This is a genomic window from Brevundimonas sp. DW-iso22, from assembly GCF_058725425.1.
Window position 1 is genome coordinate 111,042 of the sequence record NZ_JBZXEB010000003.1, and the last position, 25,630, is coordinate 136,671.

Here is a 25,630-nt window from a genome sequence, read left to right on the forward strand (position 1 = left end):
GGGAGGATGTCGCGGGCACCTGTGGACAACCCCAAAAACCTAGAACCTGGACCCTGTTCCCTAACCTCTCAGCTTGCGCGTCAGCGTCTCGACGTCCCGCGCGATCTGGTCGTCGGCGGCGATCAGTTCCTCGACCTTGCGCACGCCGTGCAGGACGGTCGTGTGGTCGCGGCCACCGAAGCGGCGTCCGATGTCGGGGTAGGACCGGGTGGTGTGCTGTTTGCACAGCCACATGGCGATCTGGCGCGGGCGGGCCACCGCGCGGGTGCGGCGCTCGCTCAGCAGGTCGGCCTGTTTCAGGCTGAAGTGGTCGGCGACCGTCTTCTGGATCTCGTCGACGGTAATGCGGCGCTCGGGGCCCCCGCGCAGGGCGGAGCCGAGCAACCCTTGCGTCTCGTCCACGCCCAGGGTGGACAGGCGGGCGCCGGCGACGGCGGCCAGGGTGTTCACGGCCCCCTCCAGCTCGCGCATCGAGCCGGGGGTGCGGTCGACCAGATGTTCCAGCACATCGGCCTGAACCTCGCCCGAGACGACGCCGAGACGGGCCAGGGCCTGCAGACGGTTGCGGGCGACGGCCAGTTTCAGCTGGCGGTCGGCGGGCTCGACCGGGCAGGTCAGGCCCGAGGCCAGATGGCTGCGCAGGCGCGGCTCGACCTCGGTCAGGGCCATGGGCGGGCGGTCGGCACTGAGCACGATCTTCTTGCCGTCCTCGATCAGGCAGGTGAGCGTGGCCAGCAGCTCTTCCTGGGTGGAGGCCTTGCCGCCGACGAACTGGACGTCGTCGATCAACAGCATGTCGGCGCTGCGCAGGCTTTCCTTGAAGGCGGCGGTCGAGCGGTCCTGCATGGCGCGCACGAAGGTCGACAGGAAGCGTTCGGCGGTCAGATAGACCACCCTGGCGTCCGGACGCAGGCGCTGGGCCTCCCAGGCGATGGCGTTCAACAGGTGGGTCTTGCCATAGCCATAGGGGCCGCAGAAGAAGATGGGGTTGAAGTGGCCGTCGGCCCAGGCGGCCGCCTGGCGGGCGATGGCCAGGGCGAAGGCATTGCCCTGCCCTTCCACAAAGCTGTCGAAGGTCAGGCGGTCCTGCAGGCCGGCGGCGCGGACGGCGCGCTCGCCATCGGCCACGGGGGCCACGGTCGGCATCGGGATGGGGGCGGTCACGGCAGCACCCTCGGCCCGGCCGGCGGCGACCTGGGAGGCAGGGGCGACGGAGCCCATCTCGGCGCGGCAGCGGACGTCCAGACGGCGGTTCAGGCCATCGAGGCCCAGCCACAGCTCATTCATGCGGCGCAGGGCGTTCTTGCGCACCCAGTCGCGGGCATAGGCGGTCGGCGTCACCAGGATCAGCTGGCCGGCCCCATCGGCGCGCACGGCCGACGGCGCAATATAGGAGCTGAAAGGCCCGTCGCCGATCTCGGCCCGAAGACGGCTCGCCGCCTCGGTCCAGATGTGATCCGGATCCGTCATCCCCGCCATCATTGCGCCCCCAGTCATCGTTCAGCCACCCGCATTAGAAACCCATCACCGAACACGCTTCGCAGAGCCGCCTGAGCCAAGGCACGACTTCTCCGGTCCCTCGAAGCGGTGCTTCAACGGTGGGGTCGAACTCTTGAAAAGGCGTCTCACGCCGCCGCGAAATCAGGTCTCGCGCCGTCTTCATCCGTGAGGGGATGGAAGTGCGTCAGAGCCCCAAACTTACGCCCCGAGCGGGGGGCGTCAACGCTGATTCGCGGTCAGAATTGAAGTTAAAATCGTTGACTCCGCTAAAGCCCGGAGCGGCTTGGAAAAAAACCGCGTTCACCATAATCGGCGACCCGATTCCGCGCTCAATCGCTTAGCCGCGCACGTGCAAACGGCGAGAGAGCCTGAGCCCTCTCGCCGTTGAAATCACTGATCTTTACCATGACAGGCCTATGAAAGGCCGTCCGGTGCCCGATGGATCAGGCGGCCGACATCTTCTTCAGCTGGGCGGCCAGACGACCGACCTTGCGCGAGCCCGTATTCTTGTGAACGACGCCCTTGGAGACGGCGCGCATCAGCTCGGACTGGGCCTCGATGAAGGCGGTCTTGGCGGCACCGGCGTCGCCACCCGAAACGGCTTCCTGGAACTTGCGCAGGAAGGTGCGAACGCGCGTGCGGCGCGCCTTGTTCACTTCGGTGCGGGCGGCGATCTTGCGGATCGCCTTCTTGGCGCCGGCGTTATTGGCCATCAGTCAAAAACCTATCGTGCGAAAGCGCTGCGGAAACGTCCGTCCCCGGCGCAGGAACCTCAAGAGCGGGCGGCTATAGCGGAAAGGCCGTGGGGAGGCAAGGCGGAGTCTTGGATGCTCACCGCAGTTGAAAATTGACTGCCCGGCGCGCGACTATTGACGCCGCTTGGTTACAATTGTAGCGTAATCGCGACATCTACAATGTGGTGAGCCATGGCCGAGCCGACTGTCCCCAGCGAGACCGAGCTGGACATCCTTAAATGCTTCTGGCGCGACGGGGATCTGTCGGCGCGTGAGGTGCAGAGTCGTATCGCTGGAAACCTGGGCTGGTCGTCATCGACGACACGGACAGTGCTGGAGCGAATGCGGGCCAAGGGCCTGCTGAGCCGGCGTGATGTGCACGGGATGGCGGTCTATTCTACGGCCCAGCCAAAGACGGCGGTGATCGGCGGGTTGATGAAACGGCTGGGTGCCCTGCTGGATCTGGACGGGCCGCTGCCCGCGGCCGCCTTCTCGGGCAGCCAGATCCTCGACGCAGACGATATCGCAGAACTGGAGGCCGCTCTGGCCGCGCCCGACGCCGCCGGGGAGGACCGCTGATGGGCGCGGCCGAGCTGATGGTCCTGTCGCTTGGGCTATCAATCGTCGTGGCGGGCCTCGGCTGGGTCGGCGGCTGGGGGGTCGAGCGAATGAGCGCCGATCCGCGGCTGAGGGACAGGGTGTGGGCCGGAGCGCTGGTCCTGCCAGCCCTGCCGCCGCTGGCGCTCGGGTTGATACTGCTGACGCCGGCACCGGTGCGGGAGATATCGTTGGCCCCCGCGGCCCTGCCGAACGGCCTCATCTCGATGCCGGTCGCAAGCGCCGCCACGCCAGCGCAGGCTTTCGCCCTCGACCCGACAATGGCGGCCTGGGTCATTCTCGGTGTTGCGGCCGTGCTGACGACCGTTCGTCTCGCGGCTCTGGTGTTGCGAGCCGGGCGACTGCTCCGTGTAATAGGTCAGGCCAAGGCACCTAACCCGACGGTGGCGGGGATGGTCGAGGCCGCGGCCCGCGACCTAACCATCCGCCCGCCGCGTGTGGGCGTCAGCACCTCCGCCCGGGAGGCGTTGCTGGCCAGTTTGGGCCGAGCGCGACTGATCCTGCCCGTCGGCCTGGCCGAGGCGGCAGATGCGGAGGCGGCCCGGGCCGTGATCGCCCATGAACTGGCCCATCTGAAGCGGGGCGACCATCACGCCGTCTGGATGGAGGAAGCGCTGCTGGTCGCCTTGGCCTTCAATCCTCTCATGCCGGTTCTGCGCGCCCGGCGCGCCGCCGCGCGGGAAGAGGCCTGCGACGCCTTGGCCCTGGAACAGGCCGCGCCGGACATTCGCCGGGCCTATGCCCGATCCCTGATCGAGGCCTTGCGGGACCGCGCCGGTCCGCACGCCTCCGGCGGCCTGCCCGCCCTGACCTTCACCGGCGCGGGAAGGACCACCGCCATGCTTCGACTGAAAGCCGTCCTCAGCCCCGCTCCCGCCGCGGGCAGAGGACTCCATCTGACCGCCTTCGGACTGGCCGGCCTGATTGCCCTGCTGGGCGGTGCCGGATCGCTGGCAGTAGCCGGGGAGCGAGAGGCTGTGATTGTGATCCGGACCACCGCTCCGGCGATCGGCTCGGAGGCGGCGGCCGAACGGGCAGACAGCCCGGCCGCGGCTGCGGCTTCGGCTTCGGCGCTTCTGGTCGAACAGTCGCGCACCGTCGACCTAGGCCCGGACACGCGCACCCTGCTGAACGGCACCCTCCTGCCCGAGGGTCTGCCGATGTGGGCCGTGGCCCCCGAACGCGTGGACGTCCGCACGAACGAGCTCCCGCGGGCCGTCAATCTGATCCTGGCCTTTACCGGAACGACCCCGGTCAGCGTGGACGGCCATCTCATGCCGGACGGTTTTCCAGTCAGCGGCGTCAGTCCGGAGGCCGTGGCCCGCGTGGAAACCATCGGGGGCCATGTGATGTATACGCTGAAGCCCGAAGCCGAGGCGCGCCGCGACCGTATGGACGCCAGCCGCGAACAAGTCGCCGCGCGAATGGCGACCGACACGGCCCGGAACGCCCTGAGCCCGGAGCAGCAGGCGCGCTACCGTGATCCCACAGCTCGCGAATACCAAACCCTTTGCGCGTCGGCCGACCCGGGCGATGATGGGTTCTGCGCAGGGGTCATGTTCTCACAGTTTCAAGCTGACGGTCTGTGTCTGCCAGCAGATCTGGACCGTGGGTCCGAGAGCGTGCGGCGCGCCGCGCTGGGTGCCCTGGTCGCCCGCGGCAAGGCCGAGATAGCCCGCGCCTCAATCCGGCCCGACGACAGGCCCAGGGACGTAGCGCGCTCGGCCCTCGCGCGAGCCTATCCCTGCGATGCAGCCGACGCGACGCCGGTCAGCCAGCTCGGGGCCCTCGATTCAGGAACCCGGGCCGCACCGGCTGAAGCGGCGGAACCACGTGAAAGCGAATTCCTCGCCGAACGCCGAGCTGAGCGGGCGGCGACGCGTGAGGCTTGGCCAAACGAGCGCGGGCTGAGGCTTCCAGGTTGGCCTCGGGCCGACCATCCTGCCCGCCGAGCGCCATTCGCCAACGAGCGGCGGGCGGCCGACCCCCAAAACAGGGGTGTGCCGCGCACCTAAACCCTCAGCGCCCCGTAAACACCGGTTTCCGCTTCTCGACAAAGGCGGCCATGCCTTCCTTCTGGTCCTCGAAGGCGAACAGGCTGTGGAACAGGCGGCGTTCGAACTGGACGCCCTGGGTCAGGGTGGTCTCCAGCGCGGCGTTGACCATTTCCTTGTTGGCCATGACGGCGAGCGGGCTTTGCGAGGCGATCCTGGCGGCGATCTTGCGGACCTCGTCCGCCAACGTGTCGTGGGGGAAGACGCGGCTGGCCAGGCCGGCGCGTTCGGCCTCGGCGGCATCCATCATGCGGGCGGTCAGGACCATGTCCATGGCCTTGGACTTGCCGACCAGGCGGGTCAGTCGCTGGGAGCCGCCGATGCCGGGGGCGACGCCGAGGTTGATCTCGGGCTGGCCGAACTTCGCCTTGTCACTGGCGACGATGAAGTCGCACAGCATGGCCAGTTCGCAGCCGCCGCCCAAGGCAAAGCCGTTGACTGCCGCGATGATCGGCTTGCGGAAGCGGGTGATGCGGTCGTGGCCCAGGGCGAAATAGTTGCCGGTGTACATCTGGGCATAGGACTGATCCGCCATCTCCTTGATGTCGGCACCGGCGGCGAAGGCCTTTTCCCCGCTGCCGGTCAGGATCAGGCAGCGGACGCTGTCGTCATGCTCGACGGCATCCAGAAAGTCCGCCAGATCCTTGAACAGGGCCGAGTTGAGGGCATTCAGCGCCTCGGGCCGGTTCAGGGTGACCACCGCATAGCCGTCGGCGTGGCGTTCGATCAGAAGGTTGGCATAGGTGTCGGTCGTGGGGGTGTCGGTCATCGGGGTGTCGGTCATGGGGGGGCAGGCTCCGCGTTTGGCCCGGTTTAGCGCGACCTCGGTCCGGGCCGAAACCCCCGGCGTCGGAACTCTTGCCTCAGCTTGGCCATTAGGGTGGGCATGGGGGCAAGCGCGATGGACCAGCCGGATGTGATCGTGGTCGGGGCGGGGCCAGCGGGCCTGACGGCCGCGCTGTATCTGGCGCGGTATCATCGGCGCGTGCTGGTGCTGCACGACGCGACCAGCCGGGCGCTGCGCGGGCCGATGGCGCACAATGTGCCGGGCTTTCCCGACGGGATTGCAGGCAAGGCGCTGGTGCAGATCATGGAACGCCAGGCGATGGAGTATGGCGCGGTCGTCGCCGAGGCACGGGTCGAGGATATCCAGCGATCGAACGACGGGTTCTTGCTGAGCGGCGCGGGTCAGTCCTGGCGGACGCGGGCCCTGATCATGGCGACGGGGGTGTCGATGAACGAGGTCGATCTGCCCGATGCGGTGCACGAGAAGGCCATCGCCGACGGGGTGCTGCGCTACTGTCCGATCTGCGACGGCTATGAGGGGACGGACCGCAAGATGGGCGTGATCGGGGCCGACACCAATGGCGCGGCCGAGGCGCTGTTCCTGCGTCAGTATACGAACGATGTGACGCTGATGCCGCTGGCCCACTCCGAGCTGACGGCGGACGAGACGGCGCAGCTGGATCAGGCGGGGGTGACGGTGCTGCACGGGGCGCTGGACCGGCTGGAGCCCACACCGGATGCCATGACCGTGCATCTGACCACGGGCCGGACGGTCACCGTGGACATTCTCTACCCGGCGCTGGGCCTGCGCCCCCGCAGCGAACTGGCGCTCAGTCTGGGGGCACGCCGGGGCGAGGGCGACTGCCTGGCCGAGGACAGTCCGTTCGGCGCAGGCGTCGAGGGGCTGTGGGCCGCCGGTGACGTGGTTCAGGGTCTGGATCAGATCACGGTCGCCATGGGTCATGGCGCGATCGCGGCGACCAAGGCCCACAACTGGCTGCGCGAACAGGACGGCCACGCCCTGCGAAAATAGGGCGTCAGCGGCGCGGGATGAGGGCCAGGGTCAGGGCCGCGCGGGACAGTTCGGCCACCACCACCATAGCCAGCAGGGCATTGGCGGCCAGAACCTGGGTGCGCGCAGCGGACAGGTCGATGGTCCAGCCGAACAGACTGGCTGCGGCGAGGCCGGCCGCCGCGATCAGGACCAGGGCGACCAGGATCATCAGGGCCACATGGCTGGCCTTGAGCGCGGCTTGAAGCGTGGGTCCTTCGTCCAGAACCCGTGCCCGCCTGCGGAACAGCCAGGCGATCAGTCCGGTGGCGACCGTCTCGGCCAGAATGATGACGGCCAGGGCCCCCAGGAACCACAGCGCCAGATTGCCGGGATCCCCACGCCGGAACGACTGGATCACATGGCCGAAATAGACGCTCCATACGGCCAGGCCAACGATCAGGCTGATCCAGAGATGGGTCTTGCGATGGGTCATCTCAGCGCCTCTGGCAGGACGGGCAGTAGAAGGTGGAGCGTCCAGCCTGGACGATGCGCCTGACCGTACCGGTGCAGCCTTCGCCCAGACAGGGCTGGCCCTCGCGGCCATAGACGTCGAAGCGGTGCTGGAAATAGCCCTGGCCACCATCCGCATTGGCGAAGTCGCGCAAGGTGGAGCCGCCCGCGGCGATGGCGTCGTTCAGCACGTCGCGGATGACGGCGGCCAGAACTTCCAGCCGGGGCCGCGAGACCTTGCCCGCCGCGACCAGGGGCGAGATGCGGGCGCGGTACAGGGCCTCGCACACATAGATATTGCCCAGACCCGCGACGATCCGCTGGTCCAGCAGGCTGACCTTGATGTTCTGGGACTTGTTTCGGAACGCCTCGGCCAGGTGCGCGCCGGAGAAATGATTGCCGAAAGGTTCGGGGCCCATGCGGTCGAACCAGGGATGCGCCTCGACCGCGTCGCTGGAAATCAGGCCCATGAAGCCGAAACGGCGGGCGTCGGCGAAGCCGATGCGGGTGCCGGTGGTGCCGGAGACGGCGCACAGGCTGACGTGCTCATGTTTGCCGCTGATGGGGGCCGGTTCCTCGAACTCGCCCAGCTGGGTGCCGTCCAGAGTGAAGCGACCGGTCATGCCCAGATGGGTGACCCAGGTTTCGCCCGTCGACAGCGGCATCAGCAGATATTTGGCGCGGCGGTCGATGCGCTGGACCGTCGCCCCTTCCAGCCGGTCGACGAACCGCTCGGGAAACGGAAAGCGCAGGTCGGGCCGGTTCTGGCGCACATGGGTCAGGCGCGCACCGGCCAGCACGGGTTCCAGGCCACGGCGGACAGTCTCGACCTCGGGGAGTTCAGGCATGGGGGTTCGTAACGCGTCTCTCCTGACGGGAGAAGGGAGATTGCTCCCTTGGCCATTCTCGGTTTACGTCGCCGTTCGGAGAGGGACGACCACATGACCGACACGCCTTCGAGCGCGCCCGCGACGGGCATCAAACGTATCGAACTGACCCTGCGGGCCCTGGTCCTGGGCTGTCTGCTGGCCGTCGTGTTCACGGCGGCAAATACCTATCTGGGCCTGAAGGTGGGGTTGACCTTCGCCTCGGCCATTCCGGCGGCGGTCATTTCGATGGCCATCCTGCGGATGTTCAAGACCTCGACCATCTGGGAAAACATGACGGTCCAGACCGTGGCCTCGGTCGGCGGGGCCATGAGCTCGATCATCTTCGTGCTGCCGGGTCTGGTCATGGTCGGCTGGTGGCTGGAGTTTCCGTTCTGGGAATCGGTGCTGATCTGCGTTTTCGGCGGTGTGCTGGGCGTCACCTTCTCCATTCCCCTGCGCCGGGCGCTGGTTGTCGAGGCGGGGCTTCCCTATCCCGAAGGCGTCGCGGCGGCCGAAGTGCTGACCGTCGGGTCGCGCGGGGCTGAACAGACCGAGAGCGCGGTGCGCGAGAATGCGGCCGGTCTGTGGGTTGTGGTCACCGGAGCCCTCGTGTCGGCGGGCTATGCCCTGCTGGTCGCGGGGCGGGTTTTTGCCGGCGAGACGGCGCGGTTCCTCAAACTGCCGGCGGCTCTGGGTGGTGGAGCGACGGGCATCGGCTTCGGTATGCAGTTCGCGCTTCTAGGGGCCGGTCACCTGATCGGGCTCAGCGTGGGCCTGGCGCAACTGTTCGGCCTGATCCTGGCCTGGGTGATCGCAGTGCCGATCCTGACCAGCCCGGACACCATCGCCTGGCTGACCGCCAACGGCATTCCGTCCATCGCCACGACCCTGCCGACGGGTGCCCCGGCCGAAGAACTGGCCATGACGGTCTGGAGCCGCGAAGTGCGTTTCATGGGGGCGGGCGTCATCGGCGTGGCCGCGATCTGGACGCTGATCAAGCTGGCCGGACCGCTGATCGGCGGGCTGACCTCGGCGCTCGCCGCCAATCGCCGTCGCCAGGGCGGCGAGGTTCTGGACCGGACCGAGCAGGACATTCCGATCAATATTGTGGCCGGTCTGTCGGTCGCCTGCCTGATCGGTATCGGCTTCATCCTGGCCTTCTTCGCCCAGAGCAATCCGACACTGGCCGGATCGACCTGGCTGCTGGTCGGGGGCGGTCTGATCTATGTCATCCTGATCGGCTTCGCGGTCGCCGCCATCTGCGGCTACATGGCCGGGCTGATCGGCTCGTCCAACAGCCCCGTGTCGGGCGTGGGCATCCTGGCCATCGTCATTGCATCGCTGCTGATGCTGGGCGTGCTGGCCATCGCCGGCCTGCCCGCCGATCCGTCGGTGGTGGCCTTCGCCCTCATCGTAACAGCCATCGTCTTTGCCGTCGCGGTCATCGCCAACGACAACCTTCAGGACCTGAAGACCGGCCAGCTGGTCGGGGCTACGCCCTGGCGTCAGCAGGCGGCGCTGATCGTCGGCGTGATCGCGGGGGCCATCGTCATTCCCCTGATCCTGAACCTGCTGAACGCGGCCTTCGGTTTCGAAGGCGGGCCCCGGGGTATCGCGGACGAGCCACTGGCTGCTCCGCAGGCAACACTGATCTCGGCCCTGGCGCGCGGCGTCATCGGCGGAGACCTGCGCTGGGACCTGATCGGACTGGGCGCTGTGATCGGCGCAGTGATCATCGTGCTGGACATCATTCTGAACAGTGCCACCAAGGGCCGGATGAAGCTGCCGCCGCTGGCTGTCGGGATCGGCTTTTACCTGCCTGCTGCGGTCACGACGATGCTGGTTATCGGGGCGGTGTGCGGCTGGATCTACGATCGGGCGATCAAGACGACTCGCTTCGCCGACGTCGGTCGTCGCATGGGCGTGCTTCTGGCCAGTGGCCTGATCGTGGGCGAGAGCCTGTTCCTGGTCATGACGGCGGGCGTCATCGTCGGCACCGGCAATGACGCACCGTTCGCCATGCTGCCCGAGGGCTCGGCCTGGCCCGCCATGATTGCGGGTCTGGTGGTCTTCGCCGGTCTGGCCTTCGCCCTCTATGCCTGGGTCCGCAGACAGTCGGCCAAGGTCTAGAACGATATCCGGGGCCTTCAATCCGCCCCAACCGGGCAATAGGGTGGCTTTTCGGCGCGCGCTTCGGTAAGAGGCGCGCGCCTTCCCGCAATTATGCCTCTGCCAGCGGCCCCTCCGTTCCGGCCGCCTATTCGTGATACTCAAATGAACCTGCGCAACGTCGCCATCATCGCCCACGTCGACCACGGCAAGACCACGCTGGTGGACCAGCTTCTGGCCCAGTCCGGCGTCTTCCGAGCCAATGAGGCGACGACCGAACGCGCCATGGACTCCAACGATCAGGAGCGCGAACGCGGCATCACCATCCTGGCAAAGGCCACATCGGTGCTGTGGAACGGCGAGGCGGGCGAGACCCGCATCAACATCATCGACACCCCCGGCCACGCCGACTTCGGCGGCGAGGTGGAGCGGATCCTGGGCATGGTTGACGGCTGCGTCCTGCTGGTCGACGCCGAAGAGGGCGTCATGCCCCAGACCAAGTTCGTGCTGACCAAGGCGCTGAAGATGGGCCTGAAGCCGATCCTGTGCATCAACAAGGTTGACCGCGCCCACGCCGATCCGGACCGCGTTCACAATGCGGCCTTCGATCTGTTCGCCGCCATCGGCGCGACGGACGAGCAGCTGGACTTCCCCCACATCTATGCTTCGGGCCGCGCCGGCTGGGCCACGCTGGACCTGAACCAGCCGTCCGACAATCTGGGCCCGCTGTTCGACCTGATCGTGCGCCACGTGCCGCCGCCCAAACAGGTCGAGAACAAGGACAAGCCGTTCCAGATCCTGAACGTCCTGATCGAGAGCGATCCCTTCCTGGGCCGCCTGCTGACCGGCCGTATCGAAAGCGGCAAGGCCTATCCCGGTCTGGCCATCAAGGCGCTGGACCGCGACGGCAAGACCATCGAACAGGGCCGGATCACCAAGGTGCTGGCCTTCCGCGGCCTGAAGCGTCAGCCGGTCGAAGAGGGTGCAGAGGCCGGTGACATCGTCGCCATCGCCGGCATGTCCAAGGCCACCGTGGCCGATACTCTGTGTGCCCTGGAAGTGACCGAGGCCCTGCCCGCACAGCCGATCGATCCGCCCACCATCTCCATGACCGTGTCGGTCAACGACAGCCCCTTGGCCGGCCGTGAAGGCGACAAGGTCCAGTCGCGCGTGATCCGCGACCGCCTGCTCAAGGAGGCGGAGGCCAATGTCGCCATCCGCGTCACCGAGACGGGCGGCAAGGACGCTTTCGAGGTTGCCGGTCGCGGCGAACTGCAGCTGGGCGTGCTGATCGAGAACATGCGCCGCGAAGGTTTCGAGCTGTCGATCAGCCGTCCACGCGTGGTCTATCAGACCGGCGAGAACGGCGAAAAGATGGAGCCGATCGAGGACGTCATGATCGACGTCGACGATGAATACTCCGGCGTCGTCATCGAGAAGCTTTCGGCCCGCAAGGCCGAGCTGAAGGATATGGGTCCGTCGGGTGCCGGCAAGACGCGCATCCAGCTGTCCTGCCCGTCGCGCTCGCTGATCGGCTATCAGGGCGAGTTCCTGACCGATACGCGCGGTTCGGGCGTGCTGAACCGCGTGTTCAGCCACTATGAGCCGCACAAGGGTCGGATCGAGGGTCGCCTGAAGGGCGTGTTGATCTCCAACTCGGACGGCGAGACGGCGGCCTTCGCCCTGTGGAACCTGGAGGATCGCGGCGTGATGTTCGTCGGCGGTGGCGAGAAGACCTATCAGGGCATGATCATCGGCGAGAACGCGCGCTGGGATGACCTGGACGTCAATCCGATGAAGGCCAAGCAACTGAACAACATCCGTGCCGCCGGCAAGGACGAGGCCGTTCGCCTGACCCCGCCGCGCCGCCCGTCGCTGGAACAGGCCATCGCCTATATCGAGGAAGACGAACTGGTCGAGGTCACGCCCAAGTCGATCCGCCTGCGCAAGGCCGTGCTGAACCCCAGCTTCCGCAAGAAGCGCGTTCGCGAAGACTGATCCTTCGGCATCAAGGCAGACATCAAGGGCGGCGGGCACAGCCTTGCCGCCCTTTTTCGTTTCTGCGCTGACGGTCCCGCATCGAGCGGGGGAGTCACACTCATGGCCCACTTAGACCCGGAATCGGTCAAACCGGGCGAGGAGAAGGTCATTTCGGGGCAGGTGAAACAATCCGCAATGGAGTGTGTTTTTATCTCGTGGCGAGCCTCCCTGCTCGCGTAACAAGGAAAATATCATGCGTAAGACCGCGCTGCTAAGTGGCGTTGCCGGCCTGCTCCTCATGACCGCTCCTGCGTTCGCCCAGGACAGCACGGCTCCGCAAACGCCCCCCGCCCCTCCTGCCCCGGCAACCATGCCGCAGGAGCCGATGGCTCCGGCTGAACCCGCCACTCCGGCTCAGCCGCAGACCCTGACCCTGACCCCCGGCGCACCCGTTGCTGGTGTTGACGGGACCCCGCTGGGCACGCTCGAAGGCGCTCGCTCAACCCCTGCCGGTCAGGAACTGACCGTCCGCGGAACCGATGGCCAGCTGCGCGGCGTTCCCGTTTCGGGCGGTGTCGAGCAGAATGGACCCGGCGTGACTGTCGGCTGGAACAGTGAACAGTTCCAAGCGGCCCCGGCGATCGAAGGCGCAGCGCCGGCCCCGGCCGAGGCGACTCCGCCCGCTCCGAGCTCGGAGCCCATGACGCCGCCGGACGCCAGCGCACCGACGCTGCCGACCGAGCCGACGGATCCGGCGTCCCCGCCGACCACGGACGGCGACGACGACATGACCTCGCCCGAGTAAGCGACGTCTCGAAAACTGACGAGGGCGGCTCCTGACGGGGCCGCCCTTTTCTGTGTCCGTCATCGACCGGTCGATCGCCGGCCGGAGACGCTGCCGGTGGTCGATATATGGGGCCAGATGCGCTGTGATGACCTGTGAGAAGCGGTCACCGGACGTGTTGAACAAGGAGCGGCCAGGACGAGGACCGATAGGAGCATTCCTCTCCACCCGGAGGCATCTCTGTTACCGCAGCGGCGCATCCGACCTCGCCATAGGTAATGGCTTTTGCCGGACGCAAAGCCAGGCCCAGGCAAGAAAAAAGGCGGCTCCGAAAGGAGCCGCCTTCTTCACGTTACCGATCCGAAGATCAGGCGCGACGCTTGACCAGTCCCAGCAGGAACAGCAGCAGGCAGGCACCCAAGAACGCGACGATCAGCGTCACGATGTTGAAACCGCCGACGGCGACGCCGAGGAAGGTGCCCGAGATCCAGCCACCCAGAATAGCGCCGACAATACCGACGATAAGGTTTGTGATCAGGCCGTGGCTGCGGCCCATGACTTTTTCAGCCAACCAACCGGCGACGATGCCGATGATGATCCATCCAATGATACCCATAGTGTAGTCCTCTCTTCCAAAGCAAAGCTCGGGCAGTAAATGCGCATGCGACAATGCGGTTGCGTCCTGCACCAAACTCTGTGGTGACAGCTCCGTTCCCGGCCGCTCATTCCCTCAGGGCGCGAGCCCGGCATGCCCCTTGCGCCGTCACAGGCGAGTTGTCCCGCTTCGGGACAGTTGCAGGGAATGGGCAAATGGCTACGGACATCGATCTTCACCTCGGCCGCCGTCTTCGTCGTCGACGTCGCCTGCTGGGACTGACCCAGCAACAGCTGGCCACCCAGGTGGGCATCCGCTTTCAGCAGATCCAGAAATACGAATGCGGGGCCAACCGCATCTCGGCCGCACGTCTGTGGCAACTCGCAGAGGCGCTGGAATCGCCCGTCAGCTATTTCTACGATGGTCTGGAAGACGCCATCGAGCGCGGCGGGAGCGGTCAGGGCGGCGAGATGTTTTCTCGCAAAGAAACCCTGGACCTGATCCAGGCCTACTATCAACTGGACGAACGCCCCCGCCGCCGCCTGCTTGATCTGGCCAAGTCGCTGCACGACGGCGAAGCAGCCTGACGACAAGGAGTGGTGACTCCGTCGGGACGGTTGTCTATCCGGAGCCCCATGACCGAGTTTGAACTGTTCGCCATCGATCTGGCCCGCGAGGCTGCGCGTGTCAGCCTGCCCTTCTTCAGGGGCGAGTATGAGCAGATCGACAAGGGTGGGCCCGGTGCGTTCGATCCGGTCACCCAGGCCGACCGCGAAGCCGAGCAGGCCCTGCGCCGCATGATTGCCGAACGCTATCCCGAGCACGGCGTCATTGGCGAGGAGTACGGCGAGGACCGGCCGGACGCCGAGCACGTCTGGGTGCTGGACCCCATCGATGGCACGCGCGCCTTCATTGCCGGCCTGCCGCTGTGGACCAATCTGATCGGTCTTCGTGTCGGCGAACGGCCGACCGTGGGGATTATCGGACAGCCCTATCTGGACGAAATCTTCATCGGCGGGCCTTCGGGCGCGAAACTGTTGAAGGGTGGCGACGCAAGGCCGCTGGCGGTACGTCCCTGCGCCCGTCTCACGGAGGCTGTGATCGCCACGACCGACACTGACATCTTCACCGGTGCCGAACTGGGAGCCTGGACACAGGTGCGGGCGGCAGCGCGGCTCGCCCGGTTGGGCTGCGACGCCTATGCCTATGCCATGATCGCGGCGGGACGGATCGATCTGGTGGCCGAGACCAGTCTGAAGGTCTGGGACTGGTCGGCCCTGGTGCCTGTGGTTGAAGCCGCAGGCGGAGCCGTCACCAACTGGCGGGGCGAAGTGCCGGACGGCAACGGCCAGATCCTGGCCGTGGGCGACGTGTCGATCCGGGAGCAGGCACTGGTAACGCTCAGACGGGCCGCCCTCTAGGCGGTTTCGAACGCCGCCGCGGATTCGGGCAAGCGAGACACCGGAGCGACCTCGGCCGCCATGGCATCAAACTCTTCCAGAAAGACCGCGCGCTTGTCGTCGGTCTCCATGATGACCTCGTGTCTGGCCCCCGGCACCTCGACATATCGACCGCGCGGGATGCGTCTGGCGGCCCATTGGCTGCTCTGCTTCCAGACCCTGTCATCGTCCGCAGCCTGAACGATACAGACCGGGATGCGGACCGATTTCAGTGCGCCAGTCTTCAGCGCCCGCTGGCCGACATCCAGGCCGAAGGCCAGCCACCCCCAGGTCGGCCCACCGACGGCCAGATGCGGACAGGCATACAGTTGTTGCCGCCATTGATCATAGCGGGCCTCGTCCGTGGTCAGGGCGTCCTTCTCGAATGTGTGGTCGAACGGGTCGTCGGCGTCGCCCAGCACATAGTCCCCGGCCCGGCCGTGCCGCAGGTTCCAGCGCACGGCCAGCTTGACCGACCACATGGCCCGCTTGCCGGTCTTGATGCGCAGCATGGGGCCGGACAGGATGGCTCCGGCGAAGCGGGTCTCGCCCTGTTCCAGGCTCATCAGGTTCAGCACGCCGCCCATGGAATGGCCGACCATGATCCAGGGCTTGGGCGCACGATCGTCGAAGGCGTCCAGCAGACGGTCATAGTCGTCCAGAAATTCCTCGACCGCGCGGGCGTGACCCTTCAGCCGGTCGGGCAGCAGGCGGGCAGACAGTCCCTGGCCGCGCCAGTCATGGGCCAGGACGCACCAGCCCCGCGCCAGGAAGTTGCCGATGACCTCATAGTATTTTTCGATGGGTTCGGTGCGACCAGGACTGATCACCACCGTGCCATGCGGCCGGGCCGCAACCAGTGTGGAAGGCGTCCAGAAGGCGGCACGAAGGCGAAGACGGCCCGCTCCGCGAAACCACTCGCCCTTGCCGCCGGGCGGTGGCGCAGCCCCCGGAACCCCCATCAACGGGGCGTCGGCGGTAAAAGCGGACGTGTCGGTCACTCTGGTTTCCTGAACTTCAGCGTCATGCGGTCGCTCTCGCCGATCGCATCATACTCGGTGCGGTCGAACTCCGGATCGGCCGGTTCTCCGCGCGGCGCAGTCAGCCGGAGCGGAGCCAGGGTTTCGACACCGAACGGATGGTCGGTGTCGTCGTCCGGATTGGCATTGATCTCCGATGCGGCGACGAAAACAAACCCGGCCTCGGCGGCCAGTTGTTTGACGAAGGCCTCCTGGACGTAGCCGCTGGCAGCGGCCGGGTCCTGATCCTTGTCCGGAGCCAGGCGGTGCTGCTCAATGCCCAGAATACCGCCGGGGCGCAGCGCCGCGAAGGCGTCGGCAAAGGCCTTCTCCGCTATGCCCGCTGCCATCCAGGCGTGGATGAACCGCATGAACAGGACCATGTCGGCGGTACCTGCCTCTGCCACAGGCCCCGACGTGGGACCGAAGGCGCTGAGGACGATCTCACCGTACAGATCCTTATCGGCGGTGAACCGCTGTTCGAACGCCGCCATCAGGGCGCTCTGGGCCGGGTCCGTCAGAGGCCCGGTCTGGAAGCCGGCGGCGACATAGGTGCCCCGCCCTTCCGCCAGATAGGGAGCCAGAATCTCGGTGTACCAGCCGCTGCCGGGCCAGAAGTCCACGACCGTCATGGCGGGTTGCAGGCCGAAGAACCGCAGCGTCTCCATCGGATGGCGATCGGCGTCGCGGGCCCGGTCAGAGACCGACCGCCAGGGCCCGGCCACGGCCCATTCCAGCGACCCCTCGGGCGGGCCCTGCGGCGCAGGGATTTCAGCCTCTGGAGCCGCCGCCTTGTCGTCGCCGCGACCGCAGCCGGAAACCATCACAAGGCCCAGCGCCGCTGTTCCGGCCAGCCATGACCGGCGCGAGGCGAAAAGACTGCCGTCCGTCGTCCGCTGCGCCATCAAACCTCCCCGTCGGTCGTCGTGCCGCCGGGAGTAAACATGTTCACCGTCAGGGTCAAAACCGAAGCCTACTCGGGTTTACGGAAACGCAGGGTCATGCGGTCGCTTTCGCCGATGGCGTCAAAGGCGGCGCGCTCCTCGGCCGTCAGGGTGCGGCCGTCCTGTTCGGACCGGCGCACTGGCGGCAGTGTCCAGACGCCGAACGGATGATCCCGGTCGTCGGCGGCGTTGGCGTTCAGCTCGCTGCGGGCGTCCAGCACGAAACCGGCGGTCTGGGCCGCGCGGATGACCCAGCTTTCGGGCATGTAGCCGGTCGGTGCCGTGTCGTCGGCATTGAGGCCGTCCACGCTGCGGTGCTGCTCGACGGCCAGGACCCCGCCGGGCTTCAGCGCCTTGAAGAAGGCGGCCAGATAGGGGCCGGTGCGCTGAGGGTTCGAGCGGTGCCAGTTGTGAAAGGCGCGGGCAACGATGATCATGTCGGCCTGGCCGTCCTCGACCACCATGGATTCCAGCGGGCGATTGACGGCGACATAGCGCCCGCCCGTGGCCTCGGCATAGGGTTGCAGAATCTGGCTCCACCAGCCTGCGCGACCGGGCTCGATCTCGACCACGGTCAGGCCGGGCTGCAGGCCCCAGAAGGTCAGTGTCTCGAACGGATGGCGATAGGCGTCGCGGGCGATGTCGGCGGCGGGCCGGGTGTCGGAGCCGATCGCCGCCTGCAGCGCGGCATCTTCCTGAAACACCGGTGGGGTCATGGCGGCGCGGCGCTCGGCACGCTGGGACGGGGTTTCGTCCAGGGTCGGCATGGCGGGCAGGGTCTGGGCCAGCGCCATCGTGGGCAGGACGAAGGCCGACAGGGCGGCTAGGGTGAGCAGGCGCATGAGGAGGTTCCGGATGCGGTGAACGGGCGAAGGACACCCTGACCAACCCCTTCCTGCGGGGCAAGTCCGTATCCGACACTCAAGACAGTTGGCCGCAACGTTCCGGAGCTCTTGACGCCGGAAAACCGCTTCCCACATCGTGGTCTGAGGATGCCGATTCCGGGTCCTCCAGACCGGACGGGGCCGAACATCGGGCCGTGCGGACTGATCCCCAACCGCCGTTCCGGGCAATAAAAACGCGGGAACGGTTCAACCTTGCTGATCCTCAGGAGGATGACATGCGTACTGTCGACTTTACTCCCCTTTACCGCTCCGCCGTGGGCTTCGACCGTCTGGCCGGCCTGCTGGAAAGCGCCGCGCGCTCCAGCCAGGAGAACGGCTGGCCGCCCTATAACATCGAGACAACGGGCGAGAACGCCTACCGGATCGAGATCGCCGTGGCCGGCTTCAAGCCCGACGAGCTGAACCTCGAGGTCAAGGAAAACCTTCTGACCGTAACGGGCCGCAAGACCGCCAATGACGATGTCGAGCAGCGCACCTATCTGCACCGCGGTCTGGCCGAGCGCGACTTCGAGCGCCGGTTCCAGCTGGCCGACTATGTGATCGTCAAGGGCGCGGACCTGGTCAACGGCCTGCTGTCCATCGAACTGGCCCGCGAACTGCCCGAGGCGCTGAAGCCCCGCCGCATCGAGATCGGTTCGGGCAAGGCTCTGATCGAAGGCAAGAAGACCAAGGCGGCCTGAGCCTGAATGCCCTCAAGCCGCGCAGCCGCGCGACCGGGCAAATGTGATGAGGGGGTGGCGTCCGCGCCGCCCCCTTTTTTGCATCAGGCGCTCAGCGCCGCTTCCAGCCCGTGGGAGCCATGCGTGTCCGCGTCGGTCAGCTCGGCCTGACGCAGGCAGGCCCCGTGCAGGCGGGCTCGGCTGAGGTCGGCGCCGGTCAGCACCGCCCGCTTCATGTCGGCCCCTGACAGATCGACCCCGCGCAGGGTCGCCCCGGTCAGGTCCGCCGGCAGAAGGCGATCGGCCGCGATCATCAGTGGCCCCAACTGGGCACCCCGCATGTCCGAACCGTTCAGCCGGGCATTCTTCAGACGCGCACCCCGCAGGTCGGCCCCCTTCAGGTTGACCGAGCGCAGATCGGCCCCCTCCAGATGCGCGCCCTGAAGCTGGACGCCTTCCATGTCCAGGCCATAGAAGACGGCACCCTTGGCAGACAGGGCGGTCAGATTGTAGCCGGTGATGGACCGCAGAGCCCGCAGATCGACACCGTCGAACACCGACGGCTGGCCCGACGCGCCGCCGGTCTCGCACCACTGGGCATGCTCCGCCAGCATATGGGCCGCCGGCATGCGCGACACCGGCTCGCCCGCAGACTTGGTATCGGTTAGAGCCCCGGACATGTCGGCACCGTCGGTGCGCCACATGGCCGATTTCACACCCACCAGAATGGCGTCGCGCAGATCGGCACCGGACAGGTCCGCCCCGGACAGATCGGCACCGGCCAGATCAGCACCGCGGAAACTGGCCTGTTTCAGATTGGCCCGGACCAGCTTGCAGTCCTTCATGATGGCGTCGGAGAAGTCGGCGGCGACGGCGACCACGCCCGTCAGCTTGGACCGCTCCAGATTGGCCCCGGCCAGGCAGGCCCCCTGCGCCTGGGTTTCGTTGCGCGAGCGCGCCTCGATGACCCGGTAACCCATCTTGGCGTCGGCGGAGGCGATAGTACCCTCGCGCAGGTCAGCCTCGAACAGATCGGCCCCTGTCAGATCGGCGCCGCGCAGGCAGGCCCCGCGCAAATCTGCCCGACGCAGGCTGGCTTCGGCCAGATTGCAGTCCTGCATGTCGGTGCCGAAGAAGACAGCATTGTCCAGCCGCGAGCCGGACAGGTTCGCTCCGATCATGCAGGCGGCGGAAAAATCTGCATCGGCGAGGTGTCGGCCACTGAGGTCCAGACCCGACAGGTCCATCCAGGCGAAGACGGCGCGGGCCCCGCCCGGCTTGGCCTGCCACAGGCGGTCGTGCCGGGCGCAGATGGCGTCCAGTTCGGCCTGTTCGATGCGCCTTCTGGCGACCGTGTTCGCGGTTTCCCCCGTCATGGCGTTCATCCTTAACGGCGAGGCTTTAAGGAAGCCTTGCGGGAGACGAAGATCAGGCGGTCAGCAGTCCTTGCTCGGCCAGGGCCTCGGCCAGCTCGCCGGGGCCGACCCACACGCGGGTGTATCCAGCCTCGCCCAGACGTTTCAGCTCGGTGTTCAGGTCCGCCTTTGCCGAGGCGGCGAAGCGGGCGTCGAAACCCTCGCCATCAGCGCTGATGCGGACCATGGGCCGCCCTGTCTCGACCCGGTGCAGATAGCCTTCGTAAAGAACCGCTGCCTGATCGGCCAGCAGGCCGGTCTCGACCTCCAGCCCCGCCTTCTTCAGCCGCTCGACGCCGCGACCCGAAGCAAAGGGCGACGGATCGACGGCCGCGATGACGACCCGTGCGACGCCCGCGTCGATCAGGAAATGCGAGCATGACGTCCGACCCGACGATCGGGCACCGCAGGGCTCCATGGTGACATAGGCCGTGGCACCGCGCGCCTTGTCGCCTGCCGCGGGGACAGCCTGTTCCTCGGCATGGGGCCGTCCGCCCGACGCGGTTGCAGCTTCCGACACCACTTCGCCATCCTTGACGATGACGCAGCCGACCGACGGATTGGGCCAGGTCTGGCCCATATTGCCCCGCGCCAGGGCAATGGCCCGGCCCATGAAGCGGATATCGTCGGACGCAGCCTGGGCGTCGGTCATGATGCGCTTTCCGGCAGGGGCGGCAGGTCGGTGGCTCGCGCCGCGTCCAGATAGCGCGCGGCGGTCGGGCTCAGACCGGCGTCCAGATCGATCTCCAGCGGATTGCCGGTCGGAATCTCGACCCCGACAATCCGGTCGTCCGGCACGGCAAACAGATGTTTGACGATCGCCCGCAGCGAGTTGCCGTGCGCCGCGATCAGCACATCCTCGCCCGCCTTCAGTCGCGGCGCGATCGCCTCGTTCCAGTAGGGCAGGACGCGATCCAGGGTCGTCTTCAGGCTCTCGGTATCGGGGATGGCCTTGCCGACATAGCGGGGGTCGCCCGCGAAATCCCACTCGCCGCCAGGAGCCAGTGGCGGCGGCGGAATATCGTAGCTGCGCCGCCAGATTTTCACCTGATCCTCGCCGTGCTTGGCCGCTGTCTCGGCCTTGTCCAGCCCGGTCAGGCCGCCATAGTGACGCTCGTTCAGACGCCAGTCCTCGACGACAGGAATATCCTTCAGTCCAGCGGAGTCCATTGCCAAGGCTCCGGTTCGCGTCGCGCGCTTGAGCACCGAGGTGAACATCACCGCAGGACGAAACCCGGCCTGTGCGATCAGGTCGCCGCCCTTGCGGGCCTGGGCCTCGCCCTCGGCGGTCAGGTCGACGTCGACCCATCCGGTGAAGCGGTTTTCCAGGTTCCACTGGCTCTGGCCGTGACGCAGCAGGATCAGGCGGGGCATTCAACTCTCCAAACAGGTCCTTTTTCGGTAGGCCGGGGCCACTGACCGGTCAAGGTTTGCAGCACTTGTGCCGCTCTCGCGTTGTGACGGTCCCGACGCCCGGTCTATACGATGGGCGAAACGCATCAGGATCGAACCATGATCAAGCCCCGCCAGGATCTGAAACCCAATACCGCCGACTACGAGACAACGCCCCTGGTCAAGCCGACGGGGTTCCGCGAGTACGATGCCCGCTGGATCCTGGAAAAGGAGATCAATCTTCTGGGCATCCAGGCGCTGGGCCTGGGCCTTGCCACCTATGTGCATGAGATTGGCCAGACGCCCCGGATCGTGGTGGGCCACGACTACCGCTCCTATTCGCTGTCGGTGAAACAGGCGCTGATCCTGGGTCTGCTGGAAGGCGGGATGGAGGTGCTGGACATCGGCCTGGCCCTGTCGCCGACGGCCTATTTCGCCCAGTTCGAGCTGGAGGCACCCTGCGTGGCCATGGTCACCGCCAGCCACAACGAGAATGGCTGGACCGGGGTCAAGATGGGGGCCCAGCCGCCGCTGACCTTCGGCCCTGACGAGATCGGGCGGTTGAAGGACATCGTGCTGAACGGCGAAGGCGTGGACCGGAAAGGCGGCTCGCTGACCCGCGTCGAGGGCTTCCGCGAGGCCTATCTGGCCGACATCGTGTCCAAGGTGACACTGACGCGCCCGATCAAGGTCGTTGCGGCCTGCGGCAACGGCACGGCCGGGGCGTTTGCGCCCGAGGCCCTGCGCCGGATGGGGGCCGAGGTGATCGAGATGGACACCGAGCTGGACTACACCTTCCCCAAATACAATCCGAACCCCGAAGATCACGCCATGCTGATGCAGATGGCAGCGAAGGTGCGCGAGACGGGCGCCGACCTGGCTCTGGGCTTCGACGGTGACGGCGACCGCTGCGGCGTGGTCGATGACACAGGCGAGGAAATCTATGCCGACAAGATCGGCCTGATGCTGGGCCGCGATCTGAGCGCCCTGCATCCCAACGCCACCTTCGTCGTCGATGTGAAATCGACCGGCCTGTACAAGACCGATGAGGTGCTGAAAGCCAATGGTGCCGAGACCGTCTACTGGAAGACGGGCCACAGCTACATCAAGCGCAAGACCGCCGAACTGGGGGCCCTGGCCGGGTTCGAGAAGTCGGGGCATTTCTTCTTCAATGCGCCCCTGGGCCACGGTTATGACGATGGCATTGTCGCGGCGGGCGCCGTTCTGGCCATGCTGGACCGCAATCCCGGGAAAAAACTGTCCGAGCTGAAGGCCGCCCTGCCCGACGCCTGGACCAGCCTGACCATGTCGCCGCATTGCGACGACGAGCTGAAATACGAGGTTCTGGAGCGGGTCGTGGCCGAATATCAGGCCCTGGCCGATGCGGGCGGATCGATCCTGGGGCGCAAGATCGTGGAGGCCATCACCGTCAACGGCGTGCGCGTGCATCTGGAAGACGGATCCTGGGTGCTGGTCCGCGCCTCATCCAACAAGCCGGAACTGGTGGTGGTAGTCGAGAGCATGCGCTCGGCCGACGACATGCGGGCGCTGTTCCATGACGAGGTGAAGCCGCGACTGGCCAAGTACTCCGAGATCGGCGAGTACAACCAGGAAATCTGAGCCAGACAGGCTCGGGTTCGGGGGAGCCATGACAGGCAGACACATCGCCATTGTCGGCGGCGGCTTTTCCGGGGCCATGCTGGCAGCACGGCTGGCCGAAAGCGGGATCACATCGACGGTCATCGACCGCGACGCCGACATCGGCCTCGGCGTGGCCTATTCGACGCCGTTCGACGGGCACCTGCTGAACGTCCGCTCCAATCGGATGAGCGCGGTCGAGGGGCGGCCTGACGACTTCGTGCAGTGGCTTCAGGCTCATCAGCCCGACCAGGCCGCGCCCGAGGGCTTCGCGCCCCGGAGGCTCTACGGCCTCTATGTGCAGGACCGGCTGGCGGGCGTCGAGGCGGCGCATCCTGGCCTGATCACGCGCGTCGTTGGACAAGCCGTAGCGGTCGAGGACGCCGCCGTGCGATTGGCAGACGGTCGTTTGATCGAGGCTGACGCTGTCGTGCTGGCCACCGGCAACCCGGCCCCGAAGACGGCAGCGCCGGGCGAGGTTGCAGGGCGGATCATCGGCGATCCCTGGGCCGCCGGGGCGCTGGACCGGATTGGTGACGAAGACGACGTGATCATCGTCGGTACCGGCCTGACCATGGTCGACATGGTGCAGTGGCTGGTCGCACGGGGATGGCGGGGCAAGGCCTTGGCCCTGTCGCGGCGCGGGCTGAAGCCCCGGGCGCATGAGGTGACGCCCGACACCCCGGCGACACCCACCGGCATGCTGAAACTGGCCCCCGCCTCGCGTCGTCTGGCCGAGGCCCGGCGCATGGCAGGCGAGAGCGGCTGGCGCTCGGTCATGGAGGGTCTGAGGCCGGTCACCGCCGATCTGTGGGCGGCGGCGGACAGCGATCTGAGGGCACGCTTCGTGCGCCACCTGCGCCCCTGGTGGGACGTGCACCGGCACCGCATCGCCGACCGTATCGCCGCCGCGCTGGAGGCGCTGGAGGCCGAGGGTCGGCTGACGATCATGGCGGGACGGGTCAAGCGGATCGATCAGGACGAAACGGGCGTGACCCTGGACTGGCGACCCCGGCGCGGACCGGAACTCCCGCCGATCACCGGCCACTGGCTGATCGACTGCACCGGGCCGGGGCATGATCCCGCGAAGGCTTCTCTGACCGGACCGCTGATCGCCGCAGGTCGGGCGCGACTGGATGCGTTGCGGCTGGGGCTGGATCTGGATGCGCAGGGGCGCGTGCTGAACGCCGACGGCGTGCCGGACGAGCGGCTGATGGTCCTGGGTCCGCCGGCAAGAGCCGCCTTCTGGGAAACCATCGCCGTGCCCGATATCCGCAAGCGGATCGAAGATGTGGCGGCGACATTGAAGGCAACGACGACGGAGACGGCGTGATGGAACGCCTGGGGTTGATCAGCCTGCTGATACTCGGCGGCACCTTGCTGGCGTCGTGCGAGGCGCGACTGAGTCCGGCTTCGGACACGCTCGTGACGTCAGCGGCAGGTCCCGGGACCTGCATCCTGCCGACAAGTCTTCCCCCACCCGAGATGGAGCGGGTAAGGCCGGACGAGGTCGTGGCCGGACGGACCATCCTGTACCATATGCTGGCCGTCACCTGGATGCCCGAGACCTGCAAGGGCGGCGGCGATGGAAAGGGCGGCCTGGCCTGCGGGAGCAGCAACCGCTTCGGCTGGACCCTGCACGGACTGTGGCCCAATGCGGACGGGCGGCCTTATCCGCGCTACTGCCGCCCGGCGACCCAGGTGCCGGAGGCCACCATCCGCGCCAACCTGTGCCGCACGCCCTCGGTCGATCTGGTCCAGCACGAATGGGCCGCGCACGGCACCTGTGGCTGGGACACACCGGAGGCCTATTTCGCCGATGCGGCGCGGTTGTACGACGGCCTGAACCGGCCTGACCCCACGACTCTGGCCCCCGGCGCGCGCGGCCCCACCGCAGGCCAACTGCGCGACGCCTTCGTGGCCGCCAACCCCGACCTGCCCCGTGATGCGATCTATGTCGCCGTCGCCTCCGGCAACCGCCTGCGCGAGGTCCGCATCTGCCACGATCTGGAGTTCAAGGCGGCGCGGTGCCCGGTCGGCGGGCTGGGGACGCCGGACAATGTGGTGCTGACGGTGGAACCGGTGGCGGGAGAAAGTTGATGACCAATCCGATCATTCGCGGTTTTCGCAGTCTGACACGCTTTTCCGGCCGTGACCGGCGCAGCCAGTTCTGGCCCTATGCGGGCGTTGCGGTGGCGCTGACCTTTGTAGTGATGGGCGCCGCCATGGTCTGGGTCATGTCGAGCTTCTGGGCCGAAGCCATGCAGATTGCGCAGGCTCATCCCGAAACGGTCACCGTGGAAAGCGGGCCGGGCTACTATTCCACGAGCGTGGATGTCTCGGACTATGGGGTGATGCCGGACTTCACGGCTTTCTTCACCGTCATGGGCGTCAGTGTGGTCGCCTACATCGCCTTGCTGGCCGCCGCCGTCAGTCGCCGCATCCACGACCTGGGAAAGTCCGCCTTTTGGGGGCTGATGCCCGTGCCGTTTCTGCTTTTCGGCGTTGGCGTTTTCCCGATCATGATGAACGACATGATGCAGTCACCGGAACCGAACCTGGCCCTGTTCTTTCTGCTGTTCTTCAACAACATGGCCTACATCATCGGCCTGATCAGCCTGATCGTCATGCTGTGTCTGAAGGGAACATCCGGACCCAACCGCTTCGGGGCGGAAGTGGCCTAGGC

General features: G+C 66.9%; 25 protein-coding genes. 13 read left to right on the plus strand and 12 right to left on the minus strand.

The features are described 5' to 3' along the window. Nucleotides 1-60: 60 nt before the first annotated feature. Both dnaA and rpsT read right to left on the minus strand, forming a co-directional pair. On the minus strand, nucleotides 61-1,470 hold the full coding sequence (gene dnaA, locus AC4PRM_RS04095) for a chromosomal replication initiator protein DnaA (RefSeq protein WP_492038891.1): 1,410 nt from the start codon (nucleotides 1,468-1,470) through the stop codon (nucleotides 61-63). A gap of 473 nt (nucleotides 1,471-1,943) precedes the next feature. Beyond that, nucleotides 1,944-2,213 (minus strand): 30S ribosomal protein S20, encoded by a 270-nt coding sequence (gene rpsT, locus AC4PRM_RS04100; RefSeq protein WP_373256991.1) that lies wholly within the window; start codon nucleotides 2,211-2,213, stop codon nucleotides 1,944-1,946. A 213-nt stretch (nucleotides 2,214-2,426) separates the two neighbouring features. On the opposite strand from rpsT, the gene AC4PRM_RS04105 reads away from it, so the two are divergent. Both AC4PRM_RS04105 and AC4PRM_RS04110 read left to right on the plus strand, forming a co-directional pair. After that, nucleotides 2,427-2,813, plus strand: coding sequence for a BlaI/MecI/CopY family transcriptional regulator (locus tag AC4PRM_RS04105; protein ID WP_492038892.1), 387 nt, complete (start codon nucleotides 2,427-2,429; stop codon nucleotides 2,811-2,813). Next, entirely contained in the window at nucleotides 2,813-4,867 is a 2,055-nt protein-coding gene (locus tag AC4PRM_RS04110) for a M56 family metallopeptidase (RefSeq protein ID WP_492038893.1), read from the plus strand. Before AC4PRM_RS04105 ends, AC4PRM_RS04110 begins: the two co-directional genes overlap by 1 nt. 4 nt (nucleotides 4,868-4,871) lie before the next feature. On the opposite strand, the gene AC4PRM_RS04115 is transcribed toward AC4PRM_RS04110, so the two are convergent. Further along, entirely contained in the window at nucleotides 4,872-5,690 is an 819-nt protein-coding gene (locus tag AC4PRM_RS04115; protein WP_492038894.1) for an enoyl-CoA hydratase-related protein, read from the minus strand. 117 nt (nucleotides 5,691-5,807) lie between these two features. Between AC4PRM_RS04115 and AC4PRM_RS04120 the strand changes: the two genes are divergently transcribed. Then, nucleotides 5,808-6,725 carry an NAD(P)/FAD-dependent oxidoreductase gene (locus AC4PRM_RS04120; protein WP_492038895.1) on the plus strand — a complete coding sequence of 306 codons (918 nt, stop codon included), beginning with the start codon at nucleotides 5,808-5,810 and terminating at the stop codon, nucleotides 6,723-6,725. A 4-nt stretch (nucleotides 6,726-6,729) separates the two neighbouring features. On the opposite strand, the gene AC4PRM_RS04125 is transcribed toward AC4PRM_RS04120, so the two are convergent. Beyond that, nucleotides 6,730-7,179, minus strand: a complete 450-nt coding sequence (locus AC4PRM_RS04125; protein ID WP_492038896.1) for a hypothetical protein — start codon at nucleotides 7,177-7,179, stop codon at nucleotides 6,730-6,732. 1 nt (nucleotide 7,180) lies between these two features. After that, a complete protein-coding gene (mutM, locus tag AC4PRM_RS04130; protein WP_492038897.1) occupies nucleotides 7,181-8,044 on the minus strand; it encodes a bifunctional DNA-formamidopyrimidine glycosylase/DNA-(apurinic or apyrimidinic site) lyase in 864 nt (287 codons plus the stop codon). Nucleotides 8,045-8,137: 93 nt separating this feature from the next. Here mutM and AC4PRM_RS04135 point away from each other — a divergent pair, with 93 nt between their 5' ends. The 3 genes from AC4PRM_RS04135 to AC4PRM_RS04145 all read left to right on the plus strand — a co-directional run bounded on the left by AC4PRM_RS04135 (nucleotide 8,138) and on the right by AC4PRM_RS04145 (nucleotide 12,959). After that, on the plus strand, nucleotides 8,138-10,195 hold the full coding sequence (locus AC4PRM_RS04135; RefSeq protein ID WP_492038898.1) for an OPT family oligopeptide transporter: 2,058 nt from the start codon (nucleotides 8,138-8,140) through the stop codon (nucleotides 10,193-10,195). A 144-nt stretch (nucleotides 10,196-10,339) separates the two neighbouring features. Further along, nucleotides 10,340-12,172: a translational GTPase TypA gene (gene typA / locus AC4PRM_RS04140; protein WP_373256983.1), complete on the plus strand. Its 1,833-nt coding sequence runs from the start codon at nucleotides 10,340-10,342 to the stop codon at nucleotides 12,170-12,172. A 235-nt stretch (nucleotides 12,173-12,407) separates the two neighbouring features. Continuing rightward, nucleotides 12,408-12,959, plus strand: a complete 552-nt coding sequence (locus AC4PRM_RS04145; RefSeq protein ID WP_373256982.1) for a superoxide dismutase — start codon at nucleotides 12,408-12,410, stop codon at nucleotides 12,957-12,959. A gap of 346 nt (nucleotides 12,960-13,305) precedes the next feature. Here AC4PRM_RS04145 and AC4PRM_RS04150 read toward each other — a convergent pair whose 3' ends face one another. Next, complete coding sequence (locus AC4PRM_RS04150; RefSeq protein WP_492038899.1) at nucleotides 13,306-13,626, minus strand: GlsB/YeaQ/YmgE family stress response membrane protein; 321 nt, start codon at nucleotides 13,624-13,626, stop codon at nucleotides 13,306-13,308. 122 nt (nucleotides 13,627-13,748) lie between these two features. Between AC4PRM_RS04150 and AC4PRM_RS04155 the strand changes: the two genes are divergently transcribed. Beyond that, nucleotides 13,749-14,120 carry a helix-turn-helix domain-containing protein gene (locus AC4PRM_RS04155; RefSeq protein ID WP_373256981.1) on the plus strand — a complete coding sequence of 124 codons (372 nt, stop codon included), beginning with the start codon at nucleotides 13,749-13,751 and terminating at the stop codon, nucleotides 14,118-14,120. Nucleotides 14,121-14,168: 48 nt separating this feature from the next. Continuing rightward, entirely contained in the window at nucleotides 14,169-14,954 is a 786-nt protein-coding gene (gene hisN, locus AC4PRM_RS04160; RefSeq protein ID WP_492038900.1) for a histidinol-phosphatase, read from the plus strand. Here the strand turns inward: hisN and AC4PRM_RS04165 are convergent. From AC4PRM_RS04165 to AC4PRM_RS04175, 3 genes are all read right to left on the minus strand, one after another. Then, complete coding sequence (locus AC4PRM_RS04165) at nucleotides 14,951-15,973, minus strand: alpha/beta fold hydrolase (protein ID WP_492038901.1); 1,023 nt, start codon at nucleotides 15,971-15,973, stop codon at nucleotides 14,951-14,953. The two genes, hisN and AC4PRM_RS04165, sit on opposite strands and share 4 nt — an antisense overlap. Next, nucleotides 15,970-16,896, minus strand: coding sequence for a class I SAM-dependent methyltransferase (locus AC4PRM_RS04170; protein ID WP_373256978.1), 927 nt, complete (start codon nucleotides 16,894-16,896; stop codon nucleotides 15,970-15,972). The genes AC4PRM_RS04165 and AC4PRM_RS04170 overlap by 4 nt, the downstream gene beginning before the upstream one ends. A 68-nt stretch (nucleotides 16,897-16,964) precedes the next feature. Then, nucleotides 16,965-17,777, minus strand: a complete 813-nt coding sequence (locus tag AC4PRM_RS04175) for a class I SAM-dependent methyltransferase (protein ID WP_492038902.1) — start codon at nucleotides 17,775-17,777, stop codon at nucleotides 16,965-16,967. A 278-nt stretch (nucleotides 17,778-18,055) separates the two neighbouring features. Here AC4PRM_RS04175 and AC4PRM_RS04180 point away from each other — a divergent pair, with 278 nt between their 5' ends. Then, nucleotides 18,056-18,520, plus strand: coding sequence for an Hsp20 family protein (locus tag AC4PRM_RS04180; RefSeq protein ID WP_492038903.1), 465 nt, complete (start codon nucleotides 18,056-18,058; stop codon nucleotides 18,518-18,520). 83 nt (nucleotides 18,521-18,603) lie between these two features. On the opposite strand, the gene AC4PRM_RS04185 is transcribed toward AC4PRM_RS04180, so the two are convergent. Genes AC4PRM_RS04185 through gpmA form a run of 3 tightly spaced genes read right to left on the minus strand, consistent with a single transcriptional unit; the run spans nucleotide 18,604 to nucleotide 21,288 of the window. Beyond that, on the minus strand, nucleotides 18,604-19,875 hold the full coding sequence (locus tag AC4PRM_RS04185) for a pentapeptide repeat-containing protein (RefSeq protein ID WP_487921136.1): 1,272 nt from the start codon (nucleotides 19,873-19,875) through the stop codon (nucleotides 18,604-18,606). Between the two features lie 52 nt (nucleotides 19,876-19,927). Further along, a complete protein-coding gene (gene ribD, locus AC4PRM_RS04190) occupies nucleotides 19,928-20,566 on the minus strand; it encodes a bifunctional diaminohydroxyphosphoribosylaminopyrimidine deaminase/5-amino-6-(5-phosphoribosylamino)uracil reductase RibD (protein ID WP_373256974.1) in 639 nt (212 codons plus the stop codon). Continuing rightward, a complete protein-coding gene (gpmA, locus tag AC4PRM_RS04195) occupies nucleotides 20,563-21,288 on the minus strand; it encodes a 2,3-diphosphoglycerate-dependent phosphoglycerate mutase (RefSeq protein WP_487921137.1) in 726 nt (241 codons plus the stop codon). Before gpmA ends, ribD begins: the two co-directional genes overlap by 4 nt. Before the next feature lie 138 nt (nucleotides 21,289-21,426). Here gpmA and AC4PRM_RS04200 point away from each other — a divergent pair, with 138 nt between their 5' ends. Genes AC4PRM_RS04200 through AC4PRM_RS04215 form a run of 4 tightly spaced genes read left to right on the plus strand, consistent with a single transcriptional unit; the run spans nucleotide 21,427 to nucleotide 25,628 of the window. Then, nucleotides 21,427-22,926: a phosphomannomutase/phosphoglucomutase gene (locus AC4PRM_RS04200; protein ID WP_492038904.1), complete on the plus strand. Its 1,500-nt coding sequence runs from the start codon at nucleotides 21,427-21,429 to the stop codon at nucleotides 22,924-22,926. A 28-nt stretch (nucleotides 22,927-22,954) separates the two neighbouring features. Further along, nucleotides 22,955-24,277: an FAD/NAD(P)-binding protein gene (locus AC4PRM_RS04205; RefSeq protein ID WP_492038905.1), complete on the plus strand. Its 1,323-nt coding sequence runs from the start codon at nucleotides 22,955-22,957 to the stop codon at nucleotides 24,275-24,277. Beyond that, nucleotides 24,277-25,044, plus strand: a complete 768-nt coding sequence (locus AC4PRM_RS04210; protein WP_492038906.1) for a ribonuclease T2 family protein — start codon at nucleotides 24,277-24,279, stop codon at nucleotides 25,042-25,044. The genes AC4PRM_RS04205 and AC4PRM_RS04210 overlap by 1 nt, the downstream gene beginning before the upstream one ends. Further along, complete coding sequence (locus AC4PRM_RS04215; protein ID WP_492038907.1) at nucleotides 25,044-25,628, plus strand: DUF805 domain-containing protein; 585 nt, start codon at nucleotides 25,044-25,046, stop codon at nucleotides 25,626-25,628. The genes AC4PRM_RS04210 and AC4PRM_RS04215 overlap by 1 nt, the downstream gene beginning before the upstream one ends. Nucleotides 25,629-25,630 lie beyond the last annotated feature (2 nt).

What these genes read in the sequence shown, in the direction of transcription:
- dnaA (WP_492038891.1), bottom strand. Translation starts at nt 1,470, where the DNA reads ATGACGGATCCGGATCACATCTGGACCGAGGCGGCGAGCCGTCTTCGG.
- rpsT (WP_373256991.1), bottom strand. Translation starts at nt 2,213, where the DNA reads ATGGCCAATAACGCCGGCGCCAAGAAGGCGATCCGCAAGATCGCCGCC.
- AC4PRM_RS04105 (WP_492038892.1), top strand. Translation starts at nt 2,427, where the DNA reads ATGGCCGAGCCGACTGTCCCCAGCGAGACCGAGCTGGACATCCTTAAA.
- AC4PRM_RS04110 (WP_492038893.1), top strand. Translation starts at nt 2,813, where the DNA reads ATGGGCGCGGCCGAGCTGATGGTCCTGTCGCTTGGGCTATCAATCGTC.
- AC4PRM_RS04115 (WP_492038894.1), bottom strand. Translation starts at nt 5,690, where the DNA reads ATGACCGACACCCCGATGACCGACACCCCCACGACCGACACCTATGCC.
- AC4PRM_RS04120 (WP_492038895.1), top strand. Translation starts at nt 5,808, where the DNA reads ATGGACCAGCCGGATGTGATCGTGGTCGGGGCGGGGCCAGCGGGCCTG.
- AC4PRM_RS04125 (WP_492038896.1), bottom strand. Translation starts at nt 7,179, where the DNA reads ATGACCCATCGCAAGACCCATCTCTGGATCAGCCTGATCGTTGGCCTG.
- mutM (WP_492038897.1), bottom strand. Translation starts at nt 8,044, where the DNA reads ATGCCTGAACTCCCCGAGGTCGAGACTGTCCGCCGTGGCCTGGAACCC.
- AC4PRM_RS04135 (WP_492038898.1), top strand. Translation starts at nt 8,138, where the DNA reads ATGACCGACACGCCTTCGAGCGCGCCCGCGACGGGCATCAAACGTATC.
- typA (WP_373256983.1), top strand. Translation starts at nt 10,340, where the DNA reads ATGAACCTGCGCAACGTCGCCATCATCGCCCACGTCGACCACGGCAAG.
- AC4PRM_RS04145 (WP_373256982.1), top strand. Translation starts at nt 12,408, where the DNA reads ATGCGTAAGACCGCGCTGCTAAGTGGCGTTGCCGGCCTGCTCCTCATG.
- AC4PRM_RS04155 (WP_373256981.1), top strand. Translation starts at nt 13,749, where the DNA reads ATGGCTACGGACATCGATCTTCACCTCGGCCGCCGTCTTCGTCGTCGA.
- hisN (WP_492038900.1), top strand. Translation starts at nt 14,169, where the DNA reads ATGACCGAGTTTGAACTGTTCGCCATCGATCTGGCCCGCGAGGCTGCG.
- AC4PRM_RS04170 (WP_373256978.1), bottom strand. Translation starts at nt 16,896, where the DNA reads ATGGCGCAGCGGACGACGGACGGCAGTCTTTTCGCCTCGCGCCGGTCA.
- AC4PRM_RS04175 (WP_492038902.1), bottom strand. Translation starts at nt 17,777, where the DNA reads ATGCGCCTGCTCACCCTAGCCGCCCTGTCGGCCTTCGTCCTGCCCACG.
- AC4PRM_RS04180 (WP_492038903.1), top strand. Translation starts at nt 18,056, where the DNA reads ATGCGTACTGTCGACTTTACTCCCCTTTACCGCTCCGCCGTGGGCTTC.
- AC4PRM_RS04185 (WP_487921136.1), bottom strand. Translation starts at nt 19,875, where the DNA reads ATGACGGGGGAAACCGCGAACACGGTCGCCAGAAGGCGCATCGAACAG.
- ribD (WP_373256974.1), bottom strand. Translation starts at nt 20,566, where the DNA reads ATGACCGACGCCCAGGCTGCGTCCGACGATATCCGCTTCATGGGCCGG.
- gpmA (WP_487921137.1), bottom strand. Translation starts at nt 21,288, where the DNA reads ATGCCCCGCCTGATCCTGCTGCGTCACGGCCAGAGCCAGTGGAACCTG.
- AC4PRM_RS04200 (WP_492038904.1), top strand. Translation starts at nt 21,427, where the DNA reads ATGATCAAGCCCCGCCAGGATCTGAAACCCAATACCGCCGACTACGAG.
- AC4PRM_RS04205 (WP_492038905.1), top strand. Translation starts at nt 22,955, where the DNA reads ATGACAGGCAGACACATCGCCATTGTCGGCGGCGGCTTTTCCGGGGCC.
- AC4PRM_RS04210 (WP_492038906.1), top strand. Translation starts at nt 24,277, where the DNA reads ATGGAACGCCTGGGGTTGATCAGCCTGCTGATACTCGGCGGCACCTTG.
- AC4PRM_RS04215 (WP_492038907.1), top strand. Translation starts at nt 25,044, where the DNA reads ATGACCAATCCGATCATTCGCGGTTTTCGCAGTCTGACACGCTTTTCC.